Source organism: Mesorhizobium sp. M1C.F.Ca.ET.210.01.1.1, assembly GCF_004791585.1.
GTDB lineage: Bacteria > Pseudomonadota > Alphaproteobacteria > Rhizobiales > Rhizobiaceae > Mesorhizobium.
Window position 1 is genome coordinate 79,265 of the sequence record NZ_SRUU01000006.1, and the last position, 17,108, is coordinate 96,372.

16 protein-coding genes are annotated in these 17,108 nt (G+C 65.9%); 12 read left to right on the plus strand and 4 right to left on the minus strand.

Features of this window, described 5'->3' with window-relative positions; translation table 11 throughout:
• Positions 1 to 421 precede the first annotated feature (421 nt).
• Genes iolE through EN853_RS08860 form a run of 8 tightly spaced genes read left to right on the plus strand, consistent with a single transcriptional unit; the run spans position 422 to position 7,842 of the window.
• Positions 422 to 1,333: a myo-inosose-2 dehydratase gene (gene iolE, locus EN853_RS08825; RefSeq protein ID WP_127859469.1), complete on the plus strand. Its 912-nt coding sequence runs from the start codon at positions 422 to 424 to the stop codon at positions 1,331 to 1,333.
• Positions 1,334 to 1,361: 28 nt separating this feature from the next.
• Positions 1,362 to 2,459, plus strand: coding sequence for an ABC transporter ATP-binding protein (locus tag EN853_RS08830; protein ID WP_127859468.1), 1,098 nt, complete (start codon positions 1,362 to 1,364; stop codon positions 2,457 to 2,459).
• On the plus strand, positions 2,456 to 3,769 hold the full coding sequence (locus tag EN853_RS08835) for an extracellular solute-binding protein (protein ID WP_127859467.1): 1,314 nt from the start codon (positions 2,456 to 2,458) through the stop codon (positions 3,767 to 3,769). Before EN853_RS08830 ends, EN853_RS08835 begins: the two co-directional genes overlap by 4 nt.
• Positions 3,769 to 4,674 carry a sugar ABC transporter permease gene (locus EN853_RS08840; protein WP_127859466.1) on the plus strand — a complete coding sequence of 302 codons (906 nt, stop codon included), beginning with the start codon at positions 3,769 to 3,771 and terminating at the stop codon, positions 4,672 to 4,674. Before EN853_RS08835 ends, EN853_RS08840 begins: the two co-directional genes overlap by 1 nt.
• The gene (locus EN853_RS08845; RefSeq protein WP_127859465.1) at positions 4,671 to 5,489 is read left to right on the plus strand and encodes a carbohydrate ABC transporter permease; all 819 of its coding nucleotides are present in this window, start codon (positions 4,671 to 4,673) and stop codon (positions 5,487 to 5,489) included. The genes EN853_RS08840 and EN853_RS08845 overlap by 4 nt, the downstream gene beginning before the upstream one ends.
• 59 nt (positions 5,490 to 5,548) lie before the next feature.
• The gene (gene iolG / locus EN853_RS08850) at positions 5,549 to 6,541 is read left to right on the plus strand and encodes an inositol 2-dehydrogenase (RefSeq protein WP_127859464.1); all 993 of its coding nucleotides are present in this window, start codon (positions 5,549 to 5,551) and stop codon (positions 6,539 to 6,541) included.
• Positions 6,542 to 6,574: 33 nt separating this feature from the next.
• The gene (locus EN853_RS08855; protein WP_127859463.1) at positions 6,575 to 7,513 is read left to right on the plus strand and encodes a sugar phosphate isomerase/epimerase; all 939 of its coding nucleotides are present in this window, start codon (positions 6,575 to 6,577) and stop codon (positions 7,511 to 7,513) included.
• Positions 7,514 to 7,533: 20 nt separating this feature from the next.
• The gene (locus EN853_RS08860) at positions 7,534 to 7,842 is read left to right on the plus strand and encodes a hypothetical protein (protein WP_127859462.1); all 309 of its coding nucleotides are present in this window, start codon (positions 7,534 to 7,536) and stop codon (positions 7,840 to 7,842) included.
• 59 nt (positions 7,843 to 7,901) lie between these two features.
• On the opposite strand, the gene EN853_RS08865 is transcribed toward EN853_RS08860, so the two are convergent.
• From EN853_RS08865 to EN853_RS08875, 3 genes are all read right to left on the minus strand, one after another.
• Positions 7,902 to 8,702 (minus strand): class I SAM-dependent methyltransferase, encoded by an 801-nt coding sequence (locus EN853_RS08865; protein WP_127859461.1) that lies wholly within the window; start codon positions 8,700 to 8,702, stop codon positions 7,902 to 7,904.
• A 90-nt stretch (positions 8,703 to 8,792) separates the two neighbouring features.
• Positions 8,793 to 10,226, minus strand: a complete 1,434-nt coding sequence (locus tag EN853_RS08870) for an ROK family protein (RefSeq protein ID WP_127859460.1) — start codon at positions 10,224 to 10,226, stop codon at positions 8,793 to 8,795.
• Positions 10,227 to 10,393: 167 nt separating this feature from the next.
• The gene (locus EN853_RS08875; RefSeq protein WP_127859459.1) at positions 10,394 to 11,299 is read right to left on the minus strand and encodes a tagatose-bisphosphate aldolase; all 906 of its coding nucleotides are present in this window, start codon (positions 11,297 to 11,299) and stop codon (positions 10,394 to 10,396) included.
• A 275-nt stretch (positions 11,300 to 11,574) separates the two neighbouring features.
• Here EN853_RS08875 and EN853_RS08880 point away from each other — a divergent pair, with 275 nt between their 5' ends.
• From EN853_RS08880 to EN853_RS08895, 4 genes are all read left to right on the plus strand, one after another.
• Positions 11,575 to 12,480, plus strand: a complete 906-nt coding sequence (locus EN853_RS08880; RefSeq protein WP_127859458.1) for a sugar-binding domain-containing protein — start codon at positions 11,575 to 11,577, stop codon at positions 12,478 to 12,480.
• A 471-nt stretch (positions 12,481 to 12,951) separates the two neighbouring features.
• Entirely contained in the window at positions 12,952 to 13,929 is a 978-nt protein-coding gene (locus tag EN853_RS08885; protein WP_127859457.1) for an ABC transporter substrate-binding protein, read from the plus strand.
• 106 nt (positions 13,930 to 14,035) lie between these two features.
• Positions 14,036 to 15,097 carry a ribose ABC transporter gene (locus EN853_RS08890; RefSeq protein WP_127859456.1) on the plus strand — a complete coding sequence of 354 codons (1,062 nt, stop codon included), beginning with the start codon at positions 14,036 to 14,038 and terminating at the stop codon, positions 15,095 to 15,097.
• The gene (locus EN853_RS08895; protein ID WP_127859455.1) at positions 15,090 to 15,836 is read left to right on the plus strand and encodes an ATP-binding cassette domain-containing protein; all 747 of its coding nucleotides are present in this window, start codon (positions 15,090 to 15,092) and stop codon (positions 15,834 to 15,836) included. The genes EN853_RS08890 and EN853_RS08895 overlap by 8 nt, the downstream gene beginning before the upstream one ends.
• 9 nt (positions 15,837 to 15,845) lie before the next feature.
• Here the strand turns inward: EN853_RS08895 and EN853_RS08900 are convergent, their stop codons facing one another.
• Positions 15,846 to 16,961 (minus strand): LacI family DNA-binding transcriptional regulator, encoded by a 1,116-nt coding sequence (locus EN853_RS08900; RefSeq protein WP_167524424.1) that lies wholly within the window; start codon positions 16,959 to 16,961, stop codon positions 15,846 to 15,848.
• Between the last annotated feature and the right edge of the window lie 147 nt (positions 16,962 to 17,108).

Consider the following 17,108-nt stretch of genomic DNA (forward strand, 5'->3'; position numbering starts at 1 on the left):
CGCCCCGCTCTTTCCGCAGCGCTGGTAATTGGCGAAAGCGGGTGCGACGTCCGATCTCCCCCCTCGTGGGGGAGATGCCCGGCAGGGCAGAGGGGGGCGCTGTCCCGCCGACGCCTCCAGCTTTCCATACGCCATAACCTCCAAGGGCCCGTCCTCCCATCCTGCCACAGCTGCGAGCGCGCTCAAACTGGTTCCTTCATTTTTCGGAAAACTGGCCCTCGCGATGGAGACAGAGCGGCGTAGACTTCGCTCACTGACGTCGGGGTAGACGTCGACGCAGACGAGTTTGGGCAAGGCAACTGGGAGGGTGCCTAGCCAAACGAAAACGGCGGCGCTTTGCATGGTCCCGCCGCCTGAAACCATTCCCTCCCGAAAACTCACACACCCCGCGGCCCTTTGGGTCGCGGGCGGGAAGCGAGCAATGACCACCGTTCGACTTGGCATCAATCCGATCACCTGGACCAATGACGATGTGCCGGAACTGGGCGGCGACACGCCGCTCGAGACATGCCTCCGCGAAACCGCCGAAGCCGGCTATGCCGGCACCGAGCTCGGCGGCAAGTTCCCGCGCGAGGCCCGCACGCTCGGGCCGATCCTCGACCACTATGGGCTGGCGCTGGTCTCCGGCTGGTATGACGGCCGCATCTGCGAGAAGGAGGTGGACGAAGAATTCGAGGCGATCCGCCCGCATCTGACGCTGCTCAAGGCGCTCGGCGCCAAACACGTCGTCTATGCCGACACCTCGCGCGGCCGCCATGGCGCCATCCACGATCCGATCTCGCAGCGGCCAAGACTTTCGGCCGAGGAGTGGAAGCCCTACGGCGAAAAGATCACGCGGCTGGCCGAACGTTTTGCTGATTTCGGCGTCGGGTTGGCCTTTCATCACCACATGGGCACGATCGTCGAGACCGACGCCGAGATCGACATGCTGATGCAGACCACGGGCGAGGCCGTCGGACTGCTCTACGACACCGGGCATTGCGCCTTCTCCGGCGGCGACCCGGAAAAGCTGTTGCGGCGGCATGTCGGCCGCGTCGTCCATGTCCATTGCAAGGACGTGCGGCCGGCGGTGCTGAAGAAGGCGCGCGCGGCCGACATGAGCTTCATGGGCGCGGTGATGGACGGCATCTTCACCGTGCCCGGCGACGGCGCGATCGACTATAATAGCCTGCTCAAAATCCTGGCCGACAAGGGCTATGCCGGCTGGCTGGTGGTGGAGGCCGAGCAGGACCCGGCCAAGGCGCATCCGCTGACCTACGCCACGATGGGCTATCGGAACCTGAAGGCTCTGGCGCAAGGCGCAGGCTTCACGGTGGCCGAGCGGAAGGGCTGAGGAACAAGCTGGAGCGCCAGGGAGGGCGATGAGTTCAGTCCTGTTCAGAAACGTGGTCAAGAATTTCGGCGCGCTCAACGTGCTGAGATCGCTGGACCTCGCCGTGCCGGACCACAAGTTCCTCGCGCTCCTCGGCCCATCGGGCTGCGGCAAGACGACGGCGCTGCGCATCCTGGCAGGGCTCGACATGCCGACCGCCGGCAAGGTCTTCATCGGCGAGCGCGACGTCACCCGGCTGCAGCCGCGCGACCGCGACATCGCCATGGTCTTCCAGAGCTACGCGCTCTATCCGCAGATGACGGTCGCCGAAAACATCGGCTATCCTCTGTGGATCCGCGGCACGCCGGAAGCCGGGCGCAAGGCCAAGATCGGCGAGGTCGCCGCCATCCTCGAAATCGGCCATCTGCTCGACCGCCGGCCGCGCCAGCTCTCCGGCGGCCAGCGCCAGCGCGTGGCGCTGGCGCGGGCGATCGTCAGGGATCCGGCGGCCTTCCTCATGGACGAGCCGCTGTCCAATCTCGACGCGCGGCTGCGGCTCACCATGCGCGGCGAGATCAAGCGGCTCTGCCAGCGCCTCAGCGCCACCACCATCTACGTCACCCACGACCAGGTCGAGGCGCTCACCATGGCCGATCTGGTTGCGGTCATTCATGGCGGCGAGTTGCAGCAGATGGCGCCGCCCATCGAAGTTTACGACCGTCCGGCAAACCGCTTCGTCGCCACCTTTGTCGGCAACCCGCCGATGAACATCCTGCCGGCTGCGCCAGGCGAGCGAGGCGTGATGATCGGTGCCAGGATCGTGCCGCTGGAGCGAACCCGGCTCACGGCCTGCCGCCTGGCCGAGATCGTGGAGATCGGGCTCAGACCGGAAGACTGCAGCCTCGCCCAGCCAGGCGAACCGGGGGCGCTGCCCGGCGAAATCTATGTCGTCGAGCCGATGGGCAACGAGACGCTGGTCAATGTCCGCCTCGAAGGCGGCAACGTCTCGGTACGGGCCGGCCGCGATTTCAGGGGCGCGGTCGGCGAAAGCATCGGCGTCGCCTTCGACCCGGCGAACGCCTGTTTCTTCAATTCGGCCGGCCTGACCGCCGTCCACAGGGTCAACAGCAATGGGAGAGTGAAATGATGCATTCCAGCAGACTTACTCGCCGCTCCGTCATCAAGGGCGGGCTGGGCCTGGCTCTAGCCACCACGGCCCTCACCACGCTCGGCTTGCCCATGCCCGCCACCGCCGCCGGCAAGAAGGTCATCATCGGCGCTTTCGCCGATGGCGGGCTGACGCCGTTCAAGCAGAAGATCATCCCGCTGGCGAAGGAGCAGGGCTTCGACGTCGAGTTCCTCGAGGATGAATATGGCGTGACGCTGGAGAAGTGGTTTGCCGACGCCCAGAGCGGCGCCGGCCAGTACGATCTCTATCTGCTCGACGATCCATGGGTGCCGCAGTTCGGCGCCGCCAACGTGCTCGAGGATCTAGGCGCCGGCGGCATCGACGGCTCCGACAAGGACTGGATCGGCTCGATGATCGACATGGGTTACTGGCCGCCGCAGAAGGGGCCGCGCGTCAAGGGCTTCGAAAGCGCCAAGCCGACGCTGATCTGCGTGCCTTTCGTCGGCGATCTGCAGACGCTTACCTACCGCAACGACGTCTTCGCCGGCGGCGCACCGAAGACCTGGGACGAGGTGATCGCCAAGGGCAAGGAAGGGGTGGCGGCCGGCAAGATCAAATATCCGGTCGTCTTCCGCGGCGTTTCGGGCAATCCGATCGTCACCAGCTGGTATCCTATCTTCCTGTCGTTCGGCGGCTCCTTCTTCGACGACAAGTGGAACCCGATCTTCAATTCGGCCGAAGGCAAGGCATCGGCCGATTTCTTCGTCGGCACGATGAAGCAGAACGCGCCGAGCGGCGTGGTCGAGTTCGACTCCGACCAGGAGGGCGCGGCGATCCTCGGCGGCGATGCCGGCGCCATCATCCAGTATTCCGGCAACGCGTTGAAGGCCGACGATCCGGCCCAGACCAAGGTTGCCGGCAAGCTCGATTTCGGCGTCGTGCCGAAACAGCAGTCGGCGATCGCCCAGATGGGCATCTTCATCGCCGGCGTGCCCAAATCGGCGCCCAACAAGGCGAACTCGATCGAGTTCCTGAAGTGGTATGTCAGCGCCGAAACCCAGGCCAAGCTGTCGGAAGCCGGCTCGATCCCGGTCAAGCGCAGCGCCTTCGGGGTCGCCAAGCCCGGCAATCGACTGATCCCGGTCGCCCTGCAGCAACTCGACGCCGGCGCGCTGCCCAGGCCCCGGACGCCGGACTGGGCGAAGGTCGAGGAACTGCTCGGCATCGAGCTCAACAAGGCGCTGCAGGCCGGCACCGGCGGCGGCGCGGCGCTCGATACGGCCGCCAAGCAGGTCAAGGACTATCTGACCACGGCTGGCTACTACTGATGCAAGGCGCGAGGCAGGCACGCAAATATCGCCTGCAGGGGGCGGGGCTCGACCTCGCCCTCCCCTATCTCATGCTGGCGCCGGGCCTGATGATCGTGCTCGGCGTCCTCATCTATCCGCTCTGGGATGGTCTCAGGGCCAGCACCAGGGCCTATCGCTACGGCTCGCCAATCTCCGATGTCGGGCTGCAGAACTATGTACGCCTGTGGAGCGACGCCCAGTTCCTGAATTCGCTCTGGGTGACGGTGAAGTTCGTCGCGCTGTCAGTATCGTTCGAAGCGGTGCTCGGCTTCGCGCTGGCGCTGTTTTGCCTGCACGAGTTTCGCGGCATCCGCCTGCTGCGGACCGTGCTCATCATTCCGATGGTGATCACGCCGGTCGTCGTCGCCATCGTCTTCCGCCTGATCTACGCCAGCGATGCCGGCATGCTGACGGCGCTCTCGGAAGCGATCGGCGGCGGCGAGGCGCAGATCCTCGGCAACCCGCTCAACGCCTTCATCGGGCTTGTCGTCCTCGACGTCTGGGAATGGACGCCGCTGATGTTCCTGATCCTGCTCGCCGGCCTGCAATCATTGCCGCACGAGCCGTTCGAGGCAGCGCGCGTCGACGGCGCCGGCGCCTGGCGCGTCTTTGCCGATCTCACCTTCCCGATGATGCGGCCGGTGCTGGCGGTGGCGATCGTGCTCAGGACCATCGACGCCTTCGGCACCTTCGACCAGGTGTTCGTGCTGACGCGCGGCGGGCCGGGCGAGGCGACGCGACTGGTCTCCATCTATGGCTACGACACCGCCTTCAAGTTCCAGCAAACCGGTTATGCCGCCGCCCTGTTCGTGACCATCGGCCTCGTCGTGCTCGCGCTCGCATTCAGCGCCATCAGGCTTCTGCGCAGGGTTGACGCATCATGAGCACTCGTCTGGCACGCATCCTCACAACTATCTTCGTTCTGGCCGTGGTGCTTTTGCCGATCTACTGGCTGGTCTCCACCTCGCTCAAGGCCAACCGCGAGATCACGCAGGAAGGCACGCTCTACCCGCATGTGCCGACGCTCGACAATTACGTCCGGCTGTTCACCGAAAAGCAGTTTGGTTCCTACCTGACGAACTCGCTGGTGGTGACCTTCTTCTCCGTCGCCATCGCGCTGGTCGTCGGCGCGATGGGCGCCTATGCGATCGTCAGGTTCCGCCTGCCTTTTGCCACGGAGCGCAAGATCGGCCTGTTCCTTTTGACGCTGCGCATCATCCCGCCGGTGGTCATCCTGATCCCCGTCTATCTGCTGATGCTCAGCCTTGGCCTGCTCGATACCTGGCTTGGGCTGATCGCCACCTACACCGCCTTCAACGTCACCTTCTGCGTCTGGATGATGGAGAGCTTCTTTCGCGAGATCCCGGTCGATCTCGAGGAGGCCGCGATGGTCGACGGCGATTCGCGCTTTGGCGCCTTCCGCCGCATCACGCTGCCCCTGGCGGCGCCCGGGCTCGCGGCGACCGCAATATTCGCGGTGCTGGTCACCTTCAACGAGTTCCTTTTCGCGCTGGCGCTGACGGCGACGCCGAGGGCCATGACCATGCCGCGCGGCACCGCGACGCTGATCGGCCGCATCGACACCGACTGGGCCTCGATGTCGGCGGCCGGCGTCATCGGCGCGATGCCGATCGTCTTCTTCGCGCTCCTGGTGCAGCGCCATCTGGTGCGCGGGCTGACCATGGGCGCCGTGAAGTGACCGTCGGCCGGACATGTTGAACTGGCCGTCCCGAACGGCCCGACTGGAAAGTTGAACGCATGATGGATGTTTGTCTGTTCGGAGTGGGACTGATCGGAAAGGTCCATGCCGGCAATCTCGCGCGTCACCCGAAGGTGCGGCTGCGCTACATCGTCGATCCCAATCAGGAGGCCGCCGCCAAGGTCGCTGCCGTCACCGGCGGTGAGATCGCCGACACCGAGACCGTGATGAACGATCCGTCGGTGAAGATGGTGTTCATCGCCTCGGCGACGCGCACCCATGCCGAGCTTGCCATGGCCGCGGCCGCGAACGGCAAGGCGATCTTCTGCGAAAAGCCGATCGATCTCGACCTCAAGCGCACGGACGAGTGCCTGGCCGCGGTCGAGAAGGCCGGCGTGCCGTTCCAGATCGGCTTCAACCGCCGCTTCGATCCGAGCTTCCGGGCACTGAAGGAGCGCCTAGCCGGCGGCGAGATCGGCGCCGTTGAGCAGGTCATCATCACCAGCCGCGACCCCGAACCCGAAACCGAGGAAGCGCTGGCCGGGGGCGGGGGCGTCTTTCGCGAAATGACCATCCACGACTTCGACATGGCGCGCAATCTGCTCGGCGAGGAGCCGACCGAGCTCTTTGCGACCGGCTCCTCGCTCGTGGCGCCGCAATACAAGAAGCTCGGCGATTACGATACCGCGATGTTCATCCTGCGCACCGCGACCGGCCGGCAGTGCCACATCAACAACAGCGTCAGGGCCGCCTATGGCTACGACCAGCGCATCGAGGTGCATGGCGCCGCCGGCATGCTGATAGCCGGAAACCGGCTGCCGACCTCGGTAGAGATGTACGGCGGCACGGGCATCTCGCGCGACAAGCCTTACTACTTCTTCGTCGAGCGCTACGCCGAATCCTACGCCGCCGAGATCGATCACTTCATCACATGCGTCGAAACCGGCAGGAAGCCCGCCGTCACGGCCAGCGATGGCCGCAAGGCCATGATCCTTTGCGAGGCAGCGCTTGCCTCCGCCAAGTCCGGCAGGTTCGAGCCTGTGAAGCTCTGAGCGGATGGTCTCAAGTCAACCAGGAGTCCCGAGATGAAGATTGGCATGATCACCGACAGCCTGGGCAACCTTTCTTTCGACGAAATGCTGCGCGCTTCCGCCGAACTCGGGCTGGAGACGCTGGAGTTCGCCTGCGGCAACTGGTCGTCCGCGCCGCACATCAATCTCGCGGCGATGCTGGACAGCGCCAGCACGCGCACCGAATTCATGGCCACGGTCCGCGACCATGGGCTGACGATCGCAGCGCTCAACTGCTCGGGCAATCCGCTGCACCCGGGACCGCAAGGCAAGAAGCACCATCAGGTGACCGAGGACACGATCCGGCTTGCCAGCCTGATGGGCATCGACCGCGTGGTGATGATGTCCGGCCTGCCCGGCGGCCCGGGCGACGCAAACCCCAACTGGATCGTGACCGACTGGCCGCCCGAATGCGCCGACATCCTGCGCTACCAGTGGGATGACTGCATCATTCCCTACTGGCGCGATCTCGTGACGTTTTCGAACAATCTCGGCATCGGCAGGCTCTGCTTGGAACTGCACGGCCATCAGGCCGTCTACAATGTCCAGACACTCTTGCGCCTTCGCGAGGCCGTCGGCGAGACGGTCGGCGCCAACTACGATCCGAGCCATCCGATGTGGATGGGCGCCGATCCCATCGCCGCCGTCCGCAAGCTGGGCTCGGCGATCTACTACGTCCATGCCAAGGATACGCGCGTCGAGCCGATTCCGGCCGGCATCGATGGCGTGCTCGATGCGCGTCCGCCAAACCACTATGCGGAACGGGCCTGGAACTACATCACGTTGGGCTATGGTCACGGCGAGACGTGGTGGCGGCAGTTCTGCGCTGCCTTGAAGCAGGTCGGCTACGACGACGTGCTGTCCATCGAACACGAGGACATGATGCTTTCGCCGATGGAAGGCATGCGCAAATCCGTGGCGTTGCTGCGCAACGCCGCCATCAATCTGGCTTAAGGCAGGCAGAGGCGGCGCCCATGGCGAGTGTCGAGTTGCTCGCGTTCAAACCAGTTTCCGGCCGGCCGATGCAAGTGCGGTCTGGACGGCCTGCGCCACCGACACTGGTCGCCGCGCTCGCCAGCGAGCCGAAACTGGTCGCCAAGCATCCGGCGCTTGGCGATTTCCTGCGCAGCCGATGGGCCGATGCCGCCTTCATGACGGCGACCGGCATGGCGCAGGCCACCGGCCTTCCCGCCACGACGCTGATCAGGCTGCTTGCGCTTCTCGGATTCCCCAGCTTCCGCGCCTTTCGCGATGCGGTGCGCGCTCAACTGCGATCGCGGTAACCATTTGTTTTTCGCAATTCCGGACGGAAAACCGTTACACACTTTTCCTGGAATTGCTCCTAGGGCACGATGCCCCGACATGCCCAGGCGACATTCGCGAACGACCTCGGGCCGTCGGGACGGCCGGCCTCATAGGCGTCGCGAACGGCGGCCTCGGTGCGGGTTCGCTCCGACTGGTCCAGCGTGGTCATGTATTTGCCGAGCGGGCCTTCGCCGGCGCCGATCGGCGCCCAGTAGTCGTCGAAATTCTGATAATCCATCCTAATCATCAGCTCCGTTTCGGTGACATCGGCCAGGCCCTGTTCGACGAAGGTCCGCTTCATCTCGCCGGGCTGCATCATCGGCTGGAAACAATAACGGCTGCGCATCTGGCGGCCGCTTTCGCCGAGCGCCGCGACCGTGTCGATCATCATGCGCATGCCCGGCATGCCGCCGAGATGGTCCCACACCACGGCCGCGACCACGCCGCCCGGCCGCACCACGCGGCGCATCTCGGCCACCGCCTTGCCGGCCTCCGGCACGAAGTGGAGCACCAGCAGGGCAAGGGCGCGATCGAACGTGTCGTCGGCGAAAGGCAGCGCGGTGGCGTCCGCCTGCTGAAAGCTGATGCGCGGATCGGTGTTGCGCTCCCTGGCCGCCTGGACGAAGACCGGCGAGAAGTCGATGGCCTGGATTTCGGCGAGGCCGGCTGATTTCGCCAGCTCGAAGGTAAGGCTGCCGGTGCCGCAGCCGACGTCGAGGATCCTTTCGCCGCCGGCCAAGCCCGCGAAGTCGATGAACTTGGGCGCCAGCCTGCGGCTCCAGCGCCCCATGAGCTGCTCATAGCCTGAGGCTGCGTGAACGGTGAAGCTTGAGGTCATCGAACCCTCCCCTTGGCTGCGGCTCAGGCTAACCCCTGGCGGGTGCGATGCCAAGCGACGGCGGCGTCCACGGCTGACCGGCGCCCGAAACTAGCCCATCACCTCGCGCAGCCAGGCGGTGATCGCGTCGAAATCGACCGGCTTGGTCGTGTCGACGTCGAACAGCGGGCCGCGCCGGAGCGGTTCGGCGCGCTTGGCGAGTTCGACCAGCTCAGGGATGTAAGCAGCGCCCGGATGGCCAGGCAGGCGCTGGTCGAGGCGGGCGCGGTAGCGTTCGGCCAGCACCTCGCCCGGCGCGTGGCACCAGACCTCGGCGGTCTGGCCGACGCCGGCGCGGCTCAGATGCTGCTCCAGCAGTTCGCGCGGCTGGAAGCCGAACCAGGCGTCGACGACGAAGATGGAGCCGGCAGGGGTTTCGCCGACAATCGACCATATGGCCTGATAGCTGGCGCGGCCGAGCGTGCGGTTGAACTCGCGGTCGGCGCCGCCGAGGATTTCGAGGAACGGGTTCTTGACGGTGTCGAGCGCAAGCAGCGGCCAGCCCATACGCTGCGAAATGCCACGTGAGACCGTGCTCTTGCCGGAGGCCGGAATGCCGTTGACCAGGATCGCGCGCCGGCCGCGCGCCGGCCGGGCCGAGGCCGTGGAAGCCTGCGCAGCGAGCGCCTGCAGGCCGGCGCCGATGACGCCGGCTTCGTCGCCGAGCTTTGCCGGCTGCACCGGGGCTTGATACCAGGTCGCCAGCGCCGGGGCCTCGGCAAGCGCCCTGTGTGCCGCCTCGCCTAGCCCGCCGCCAAGCAGGACCAGGTCCGGACTGAACATGGCCACAGCCGTGTCGATCGCGGCGCGCAGCGGCCGCGCCCAGACGTCCAGCACGGCGCGCGCCTCAATGTCGCCGGACGCGGCCCGGGCGAAAAGCTGGTCGACCGAAACGTCCGGGCCGAGTCCGGCGCGGGCGATGTGACGGCCCAGCGCGGTGCCAGAGCTTGTGGTTTCGACGCAGCCGCGCCGGCCGCACTTGCAGACCGCGCCGTCGAGATCGACGCCGATATGGCCGAGCTGACCCGCCGTCGCGCTGCCGCGCACGATGCGCCCGCCTTCGGCTACGGCCCCGCCGATGCCGGTGCCGATGGTGAACATGACGATGTTGCCACGGCCGGCCGCCGCGCCGAGGGCCATTTCGGCTGACAGCGCCATGTTGCAGTCATTGTCGATGATGACGGGCTTGCCGGCCATGTTTTCCAGCCGCTGCGCCAAGGCGACGGAGGCAAGGTCGACATAGCCACCGGAAAGCACAGCGCGGCGCAGGGCATCGACCCGGCCAGGAACGCCGACGCCGATGGCAGCCACTTCCGAAGCGTCCAGCCGGCGCGTCATGTCGGCGATGCGGCCGAGCACCAGCTCCGGATCGGGAGCGCTCTTCTCGGAGACGCGCCTGAGGATTTCACCCGAGCCCGAGATCAGAGCGGCACGCAGATTGGTGCCGCCGATATCGATCCCTATGGCCATCGATCTGTGTGGCATGGTTGCGTGCCTGCTGCGAACGCCAATCTCTAGAGCAGTTCCGGCGGAAACCGCTCCAACTATTTTCGCCGTAGAGGTGTGTCGAGATTCAGGTCAGGCCGTGCCGAGAGCGGCAGGTGCAGGAACCTGCCGGTCGCAGGCCGGCCTCACCCGAATATCAACATGCCTCAGGCGGCCTTGCGGCGGTAGTTGCCGATGACCGCCTGGATCTCGCGCAGCCGCGACACGGCGACGGTCTTCAGCCTTTCGCGCTGGACATCACGGTCGAGCGAGATGCAGTCCTTCCACAGCGAGCGGCCGGCGATCACGCCGGAGGCGCCGTTCTTCATGGCGATCTCGACCTGATCCAGGAAAGTAGCGTGGTTGACGCCGGCCGACAGCACCGCCCACGGCACGTCGCCGGCGATCCTGGTGATGTTGGCGCAAGCTTCCGGCGTGCCGGGATAGGGAAGCTTCAGCACCTTTGCCCCACAGTCCAGCGAGATCCGGGTGCCTTCCTCGACCAGTGACGGTATCCTGGCGGCGTAATCTTCGGCGCTTTCGCCCTCGAGCTGATAGGTCAGGAACTCGACGACGAGCAGAAGATCCTCCCTGGCGAAGTCGGCGATGCATTGCTTGAGGATGGCGATGTTGTGCCCGTTCGCCTCTGGCCGGTCCGCCCTGAGATAGACCATGATCTTGCCGCCGGTGCCGCCAAGCTCGCGCACGCGGCGCGCGTCGATGCCGGGCACGAGACGCGACAGGCGGTAGCCTTCCGGCGAGACATCATAGCCCGAGGCGTCGAGACCGATGAGCAGCGCGGTGTCGCGGTTCAGCACCCCCTCGTCGACGACACGCGGCACCGCGCAAAGCGGGTCCAACAGGACGCAGGAGGCCTCACTGGCGAGGTATCTGGTGATGTCGGACTTGGTGTCGCCAAGCATGTCGTTGGTGATCCTGGCCTGCTCGTCGGGGTCGGAGGAAAGAAGCGTGCGCATGCCGCCGCGCTGGTCGCAGGCAATGGCCATCATGGCCCCGTCTCTGCCGCAAATCTGCTGGTAGCCGCGCAGCTCGGCGGTCGTCATCTTGGTCATCGTCTTTGATCCATTCTTGGCGCAGCCCATGCGTCCGGAGCGCGCTGTCCGTGGAAACTGGAAACGCCGTTTTGAAACCTCGAGGCGGCAAGCTTCACCGCTCCGACGCGCCTGCCGTCGCGAGAAGAGCAGCGTGCCGAGAGAGCAGCCCCCAAGTTGCGGGTTTGCCGAATTTGGGCGATAACTCCCGTCGGTCGACAGGTCTGTAACACATTGCTGAAAGGAATTGCAAGCTGTCTGTCCCCCCGATACAGGATGCGACAGCATCGCGCACGATGCTGCATATGGTCGCCAAGCTGCATTACGAGGCGGAGATGTCGCAGGTCGATATCGCGCGGCGGCTGGGTGTGTCCACGGCCACCATCTCGCGCCTTTTGCAGCGGGCGCGGGCGGAAGGCATCGTGCGCATCGAGGTGCTGGACATCGCGGCGCCCGAGGCCATCACCACGCAGGTGATCGAGGCGCTCGGGCTTCGCGACGCGGCTGTCGTGGAGACGCCGGCGGCCGGTGTGCTGACAGCGCTGGCCGCGCCCCTCGGCGGGATGCTCAAGCAGGCCGAACTGTCGCCCGGTTCCGTGGTGGCCATCGGTTGGGGTAGAGCGATCCGCGAAGTCATCCGCGCCGGCCTGCCGCGCGTTCCCGGCGTGCTGACCGTGGCAGCCACCGGCGGCATGCAGCAGCAGGCGCCGCATTTCCAGATCAACGAGTTCGTGCGGCTGGCGGCGGAAGAATTCGGCGGGACGCCGCATTTCATCCATGCGCCCTATCTGCCGTCCAGCGAGCTTCGCGAGGTTTTCCTCGGCGACGCGGCCATCCGTGACGCCGTGGCGCTCTGGGATCGGACCAGTGTCGCCATCGTCGGCGTCGGCCTGCCGCATGCCATCAATGCGCCGGAGGCAAGTGCGGCGACGCCCAGCGAGCGGGCCCTGGTCCATGCCGCGGGCGACGTCATCCGCCACTATTTCGATGCCAACGGAGCCCTCATCTCCTGGGAGGGCGAGGGCCGCATGATCGCGATGTCGCCGGCCCAGCTCCAGGCCGTTCCCCTTGTGATCGGCGTCGCCTCCGGGCCGGAAAAGGCAAGCGCCATCATCGGCGCCGCCCGCGCTAGGCTGATCAATGCGCTGGTCACGGACACCAAGACGGCGCAGGCCATCCTCGAAGCGCTCCTGCCGCGATAGGACGCCGCCAAGTGTTTGTTCTTACGCAATTCCGGACGGAAAACCGCTAAGCACCTTTCCTGGAATTGCTCTGGAAATCACCCGTTGTGCCGCCGGCGGGTTGGGGCGATAGTCGCCACGCGGGGCTGCGCGGAGCAGAAAGATGACGTCCGGTCCGGACATTGCGGCGGCTCAGTTCGCCAAACAGCCGCTTGCAATTAATTTCAGCAAAGTGTTACAAAGCTGCGCGCTTGGCACGGATGCGTGCCGGGCGGCGCGGTTTTCCGGACCTTGCGGAGGCGGGGAAACGAGACCGCTGGTACAAGGACGGCCGGTTTCGGCTGGTTGAGGCAACGACCGGGGCGCTTTGGAGGAAAGCCGCCCGCATGGCCGAGCAGACGAAACATTTCTCCGCGTCGTCAACACGATCCGACCAGCTGACGCCCATCCAGCGTCAACAGCACACCTGCCACCACCCATGAGGAGGAACCCATGAAGAAGACACTTGCCGCCTTGGCGGCGCTCGCCATCTCGGCATCGGCGCTGATCGCGCCCGCCCACGCCGAGGACAAGAAATACACCATCGCGCTCATTCCGGGCCTGACCACCGACGGCTTCTACATCACCATGCGCAAGGGCGCCCAGGCGGCAGCCGACGCGCTCGGCGTGAACCTTGTCTTCCAGGGCGCTCCGGACTTCAACCCGGTCACCCAGGTGCCGGTGCTGGATGCGGTCATCGCCAAGAAGCCGGACGCGATCCTGATCGCGCCCACCGACAAGGCCCAGCTGGTTGAGCCATTGCGCAAGGCCAATGATGCCGGCATCCCGGTGATCACCGTCGACACCTTCATCGGTAGCGGCGTCTACCAGACCGGCGCCGGCGACGCCGACTTCCCGCTCGCCTACATCGCCTCGGACAATGTGCTCGGCGGCGAGATCGCGGCGCGGGCGCTTGCCACCTCGATCGGCGACAAGGGCAAGGTCTATGTCTCGAACGTGAAGCCCGGCATCTCGACCACTGACCAGCGTGAGGAGGGCTTCAAGAAGGAGATGGCGAAGCATCCCGGCATCACCGTGCTGGAGACCCAGTTCAACGACGACGACGCCAACAAGGCGGCCTCGCAGCTGCAGGCCGTGTTCGCGCGCAATCCCGATCTCGTCGGCGTGTTCGGCGCCAATCTGTTCTCGGCCCTAGGTGCGGCCAATGGTGTCAAGCAGGCCGGACAGACCGGCACCGTCAAGGTGGTGGCCTTCGACGCTCCGGTGAGCATCGTCGACAACATCAACACCGGCCTTGTCGACGTGGCGATCGCCCAGCATCCGGCCGAAATCGGCTATTTCGGCGTGGTCTCGGCCTATGCCCACCTGACCGGCCATTCGATCCCGGTCACGATCGGCACCGGCTTCACGATCATGGACAAGTCCAACATCGCCGATCCGAACATCTCGAAGTATCTTTACTCCGAGTAAGCCAGGCGCGTTCGCTCCTCTCCCGGCGAGCCGGGAGGGGAGCAGCGCCGGGTCCTGGCCGGAATCAGGCTCCCGTTCGAAAGCAAGCCGCGGATCGGATGCGTTCATGACTTCAACATCACCAGCACAGCAGGCTGAAAAGCATGTCGCCCCCCAGGCTGACCATGGCGATGCGGCAAAAAGCTGGATCCGGCGCATAGCCGAAGGGCGCGCGTGGCTGTTCCTCGCCGGCCTGATGATCTGCTTCGAAGTGTGGTCGAGGGTCGCCTTCGGCGCCACCTTCGTGCTCAATCCGTTCAACCTTCAGTCCATCGCTATCTTCGCCGTGGCGCCGCTGCTGCTGGCGACCGGACAGACCTTCGTCATCATCTCCGGCGGCATCGATCTGTCGCTCGGCTTCATCATGGGGCTGGCCGCCGTCATCGCCGCGCATGCGACCAACTTGGCGGGCGCGGCGATCCCCTTGCCGCTGGCCATGCTTGCCGGCATGCTCGCCGCCGTCATCGTCGCGGGCGTGCCCGGCGTTATCAACGGCCTCCTGATCTCGCGCCTGAGAATCCCGCCCTTCATCGGCACGCTCGGCATGTTCGGCGTCGCCCGTGGAGCGGCTTTCCTGCTTGCGGGCGGCACGACCGTGCCGGTGCAGAATTCCTGGCTTGCAGTGGTCGGCAACGGCAGGCTTTTCGGCGTGCCCTACCTCGTCGTCATCACTGCCGTCTTCGTCATCGTCATGCACTACATCCTGAGCCAGACGCGGTTCGGCCAGCATAACTACGCCATCGGCGCCAACGTGCAAGCAGCGCGCCGCGCAGGCATCGACATCAGGGACCACATCCTGCGCCTCTACGTGCTGTCGGCGATGTGCGCCGGCCTCGGCGGGGCGCTCTACGCCGCGCGTTTCACCGCCGGCGCCGCGCAGGCCGGCGAGCCGCTTCTGCTCGACAGCGTCGCGGCGGTGGTGATCGGCGGCGCCAGCCTGTTCGGCGGCTCCGGCACGATCTTCGGCACGGTTGCCGGCGCGCTGGTGATCGCGGTCATCCAGTACGGCCTGGTCTTCGTCAATGTCGAGCCGTTCTGGCAGTTCATCGCCGTCGGCGTCGTCATCATCATTTCCGTCCTCATCGACCAGGCGCAGCGCCGGTTCAGTGGAGCCCGTCAGGATGAATAACAGCGCGCCTCTCCTCGAAGTCCGCAACCTGTCCAAGCATTTCGGAGCGGTGCGGGCGCTCAGCGACTTCTCCATGGTCGTGCGGCCGGGCGAGGTGGTGGCGCTTGCCGGCGACAACGGCGCCGGCAAGACGACGCTGATCAAGGCGATATCGGGAGTCTACCAGCCGACGGCCGGCGAGATCCTGCTCAGGGGTCAGCCGGTGACCTTCGCCACGCCGCACGACGCGCGCGACAAAGGCATCGAGACGATCTACCAGGACCTCGCGCTCGCCGACAACCTGTCGATCGGCGCCAACATCTTTCTCGGCCGCGAGCCTATGCGCAAGGCTTTCGGCTTCCTGCCGGTGCTCGACCGCAAGGCGATGGCGACGGCGGCCAAGGAGACGATGAGCCGGCTGGATTTCCATGTCAGCCGGCTGGAGGCCCCGGTCAGCAATTTCTCCGGCGGACAGCGGCAGGCGGTCGCCATCGGCCGCGCCGTCTACTGGGACGCGCAGATCCTGATCATGGACGAGCCGACCGCGGCGCTCGGCGTGCCCGAGCAGCGCAAGGTCATCTCGCTCATCCACCAGCTGAAGGCGCAGGGGCGGGGCGTGATCTTCATCTCGCACAATCTGCAGGACATCTTCGCCGTCTCCGACCGTATCGTGGTGCTCAGGCGCGGCGTCCAGGCCGGCGAGCGCAAGATCTCGGAAACCAACCACGACGAGGTCGTCAAGCTGATGGTCGGCGGCTAGAAGGCCCCGTCACTGGTTTCGTACGGGCACGCTGCCTACCGACTCCCGCTCCACCAGAGGGCATTCCAGCTTGGTGATGGGGTAGCGTCCCCGGCCAGGCGCCGGCGGCGTCTCCAGCTGCTCGATCGCCCATTGGCCCATCGCCAGATGCGGGAGGATCGATGTGGTCAGCGGCGGGAAGAGGTGGCGGGCGATCTCCTCGTCGTCATAGCCGACCACGGAAATATCCTGCGGGATATGCAGGCCCGCCTCCTTCAGCGCCTCGTAGCAGCCGATCGCCGTGCGGTCGTTCTGGCAGAAGATGGCGGTCGGGCGGTCTTTCAGGGCGAGAAGCTTGACGGTCGCGGCATAGCCGGCGCTAGCCGACCAGTCGCCCTCGACCACCAGTTCGGGATCGAAGGGGATGTCGGCGGTCGCCAAAGCGCGGCGATAGCCTTTCAGGCGATCCTGCGCCGCCTGCATCCAGGGCTCGCCGGTGATGGTGGCGATGCGGCGATGGCCGTGGCCGATCAGATGCCTTGTCGCGCTCTGGCCGCCGGCGATCTCGGAGGGCACCACGGCGGGAAAAGCATAGTCGGTGGTGTAGCAGTTAAGCAGGATGACCGGGATGTCGAGGCTGTAGAGGAAATCCGGCGCCGTGATCTCGCGGGTGAAGATGGTCATGTAGATCAGCGCCGAGATGCCGCGCCGCGTCAGCGCCTGGATGGCGCGAGGCTCCATCACCGCGTCGCCCATGGTCTGCGCCACCAAAAGCACGTTGCCGGCGTTCCACGAGGCCTGGCGCGCGCCCTCGATGGCGACCACCGCTTCGGGGCTGGTGGCGAGTTGGTCGACGGCGAAGCCGATCACCCCATCCAGTCCTTCGAATGGTGTCACGGCCGGGCGGAGCGCCGAAAAGACCGGCGGCGAATAGCCGAGCGACCGCGCCGCCTCGATCACCCGGTCGCGCGTCTGCTGCGACAACCTGATGCCCGGCGAATTGTTGAGCACGAAGGAGACCGTCGCCTGCGAGCAGCCGGCCACGCGCGCGATGTCGGTCATGGTGACACGGCCCTTGGGCTTGGCCGACGGCTTGCGGCGCCTGGAGGCTTCCGGGGGATCGCGCAGTTCCGTCGGTTCGCTCATGGTCGTTTCCCAAACGCTCCGGCTGTCAAGCAAAGGCGGGCGGCAGCGGCAAGATCGTCAAGTCCGGCGCATTTATCCGAAGCGCTCGATTTATAACTATTAGCCAGCGCGACATCTTCCTCGCCAAGCGTGCCGCCTGTCAACGAA

Excerpts from the sequence above, each read along its gene's own strand:
- iolE (WP_127859469.1), top strand. The coding sequence starts at position 422 with ATGACCACCGTTCGACTTGGCATCAATCCGATCACCTGGACCAATGAC.
- EN853_RS08830 (WP_127859468.1), top strand. The coding sequence starts at position 1,362 with ATGAGTTCAGTCCTGTTCAGAAACGTGGTCAAGAATTTCGGCGCGCTC.
- EN853_RS08835 (WP_127859467.1), top strand. The coding sequence starts at position 2,456 with ATGATGCATTCCAGCAGACTTACTCGCCGCTCCGTCATCAAGGGCGGG.
- EN853_RS08840 (WP_127859466.1), top strand. The coding sequence starts at position 3,769 with ATGCAAGGCGCGAGGCAGGCACGCAAATATCGCCTGCAGGGGGCGGGG.
- EN853_RS08845 (WP_127859465.1), top strand. The coding sequence starts at position 4,671 with ATGAGCACTCGTCTGGCACGCATCCTCACAACTATCTTCGTTCTGGCC.
- iolG (WP_127859464.1), top strand. The coding sequence starts at position 5,549 with ATGATGGATGTTTGTCTGTTCGGAGTGGGACTGATCGGAAAGGTCCAT.
- EN853_RS08855 (WP_127859463.1), top strand. The coding sequence starts at position 6,575 with ATGAAGATTGGCATGATCACCGACAGCCTGGGCAACCTTTCTTTCGAC.
- EN853_RS08860 (WP_127859462.1), top strand. The coding sequence starts at position 7,534 with ATGGCGAGTGTCGAGTTGCTCGCGTTCAAACCAGTTTCCGGCCGGCCG.
- EN853_RS08865 (WP_127859461.1), bottom strand. The coding sequence starts at position 8,702 with ATGACCTCAAGCTTCACCGTTCACGCAGCCTCAGGCTATGAGCAGCTC.
- EN853_RS08870 (WP_127859460.1), bottom strand. The coding sequence starts at position 10,226 with ATGCCACACAGATCGATGGCCATAGGGATCGATATCGGCGGCACCAAT.
- EN853_RS08875 (WP_127859459.1), bottom strand. The coding sequence starts at position 11,299 with ATGACCAAGATGACGACCGCCGAGCTGCGCGGCTACCAGCAGATTTGC.
- EN853_RS08880 (WP_127859458.1), top strand. The coding sequence starts at position 11,575 with ATGCTGCATATGGTCGCCAAGCTGCATTACGAGGCGGAGATGTCGCAG.
- EN853_RS08885 (WP_127859457.1), top strand. The coding sequence starts at position 12,952 with ATGAAGAAGACACTTGCCGCCTTGGCGGCGCTCGCCATCTCGGCATCG.
- EN853_RS08890 (WP_127859456.1), top strand. The coding sequence starts at position 14,036 with ATGACTTCAACATCACCAGCACAGCAGGCTGAAAAGCATGTCGCCCCC.
- EN853_RS08895 (WP_127859455.1), top strand. The coding sequence starts at position 15,090 with ATGAATAACAGCGCGCCTCTCCTCGAAGTCCGCAACCTGTCCAAGCAT.
- EN853_RS08900 (WP_167524424.1), bottom strand. The coding sequence starts at position 16,961 with ATGAGCGAACCGACGGAACTGCGCGATCCCCCGGAAGCCTCCAGGCGC.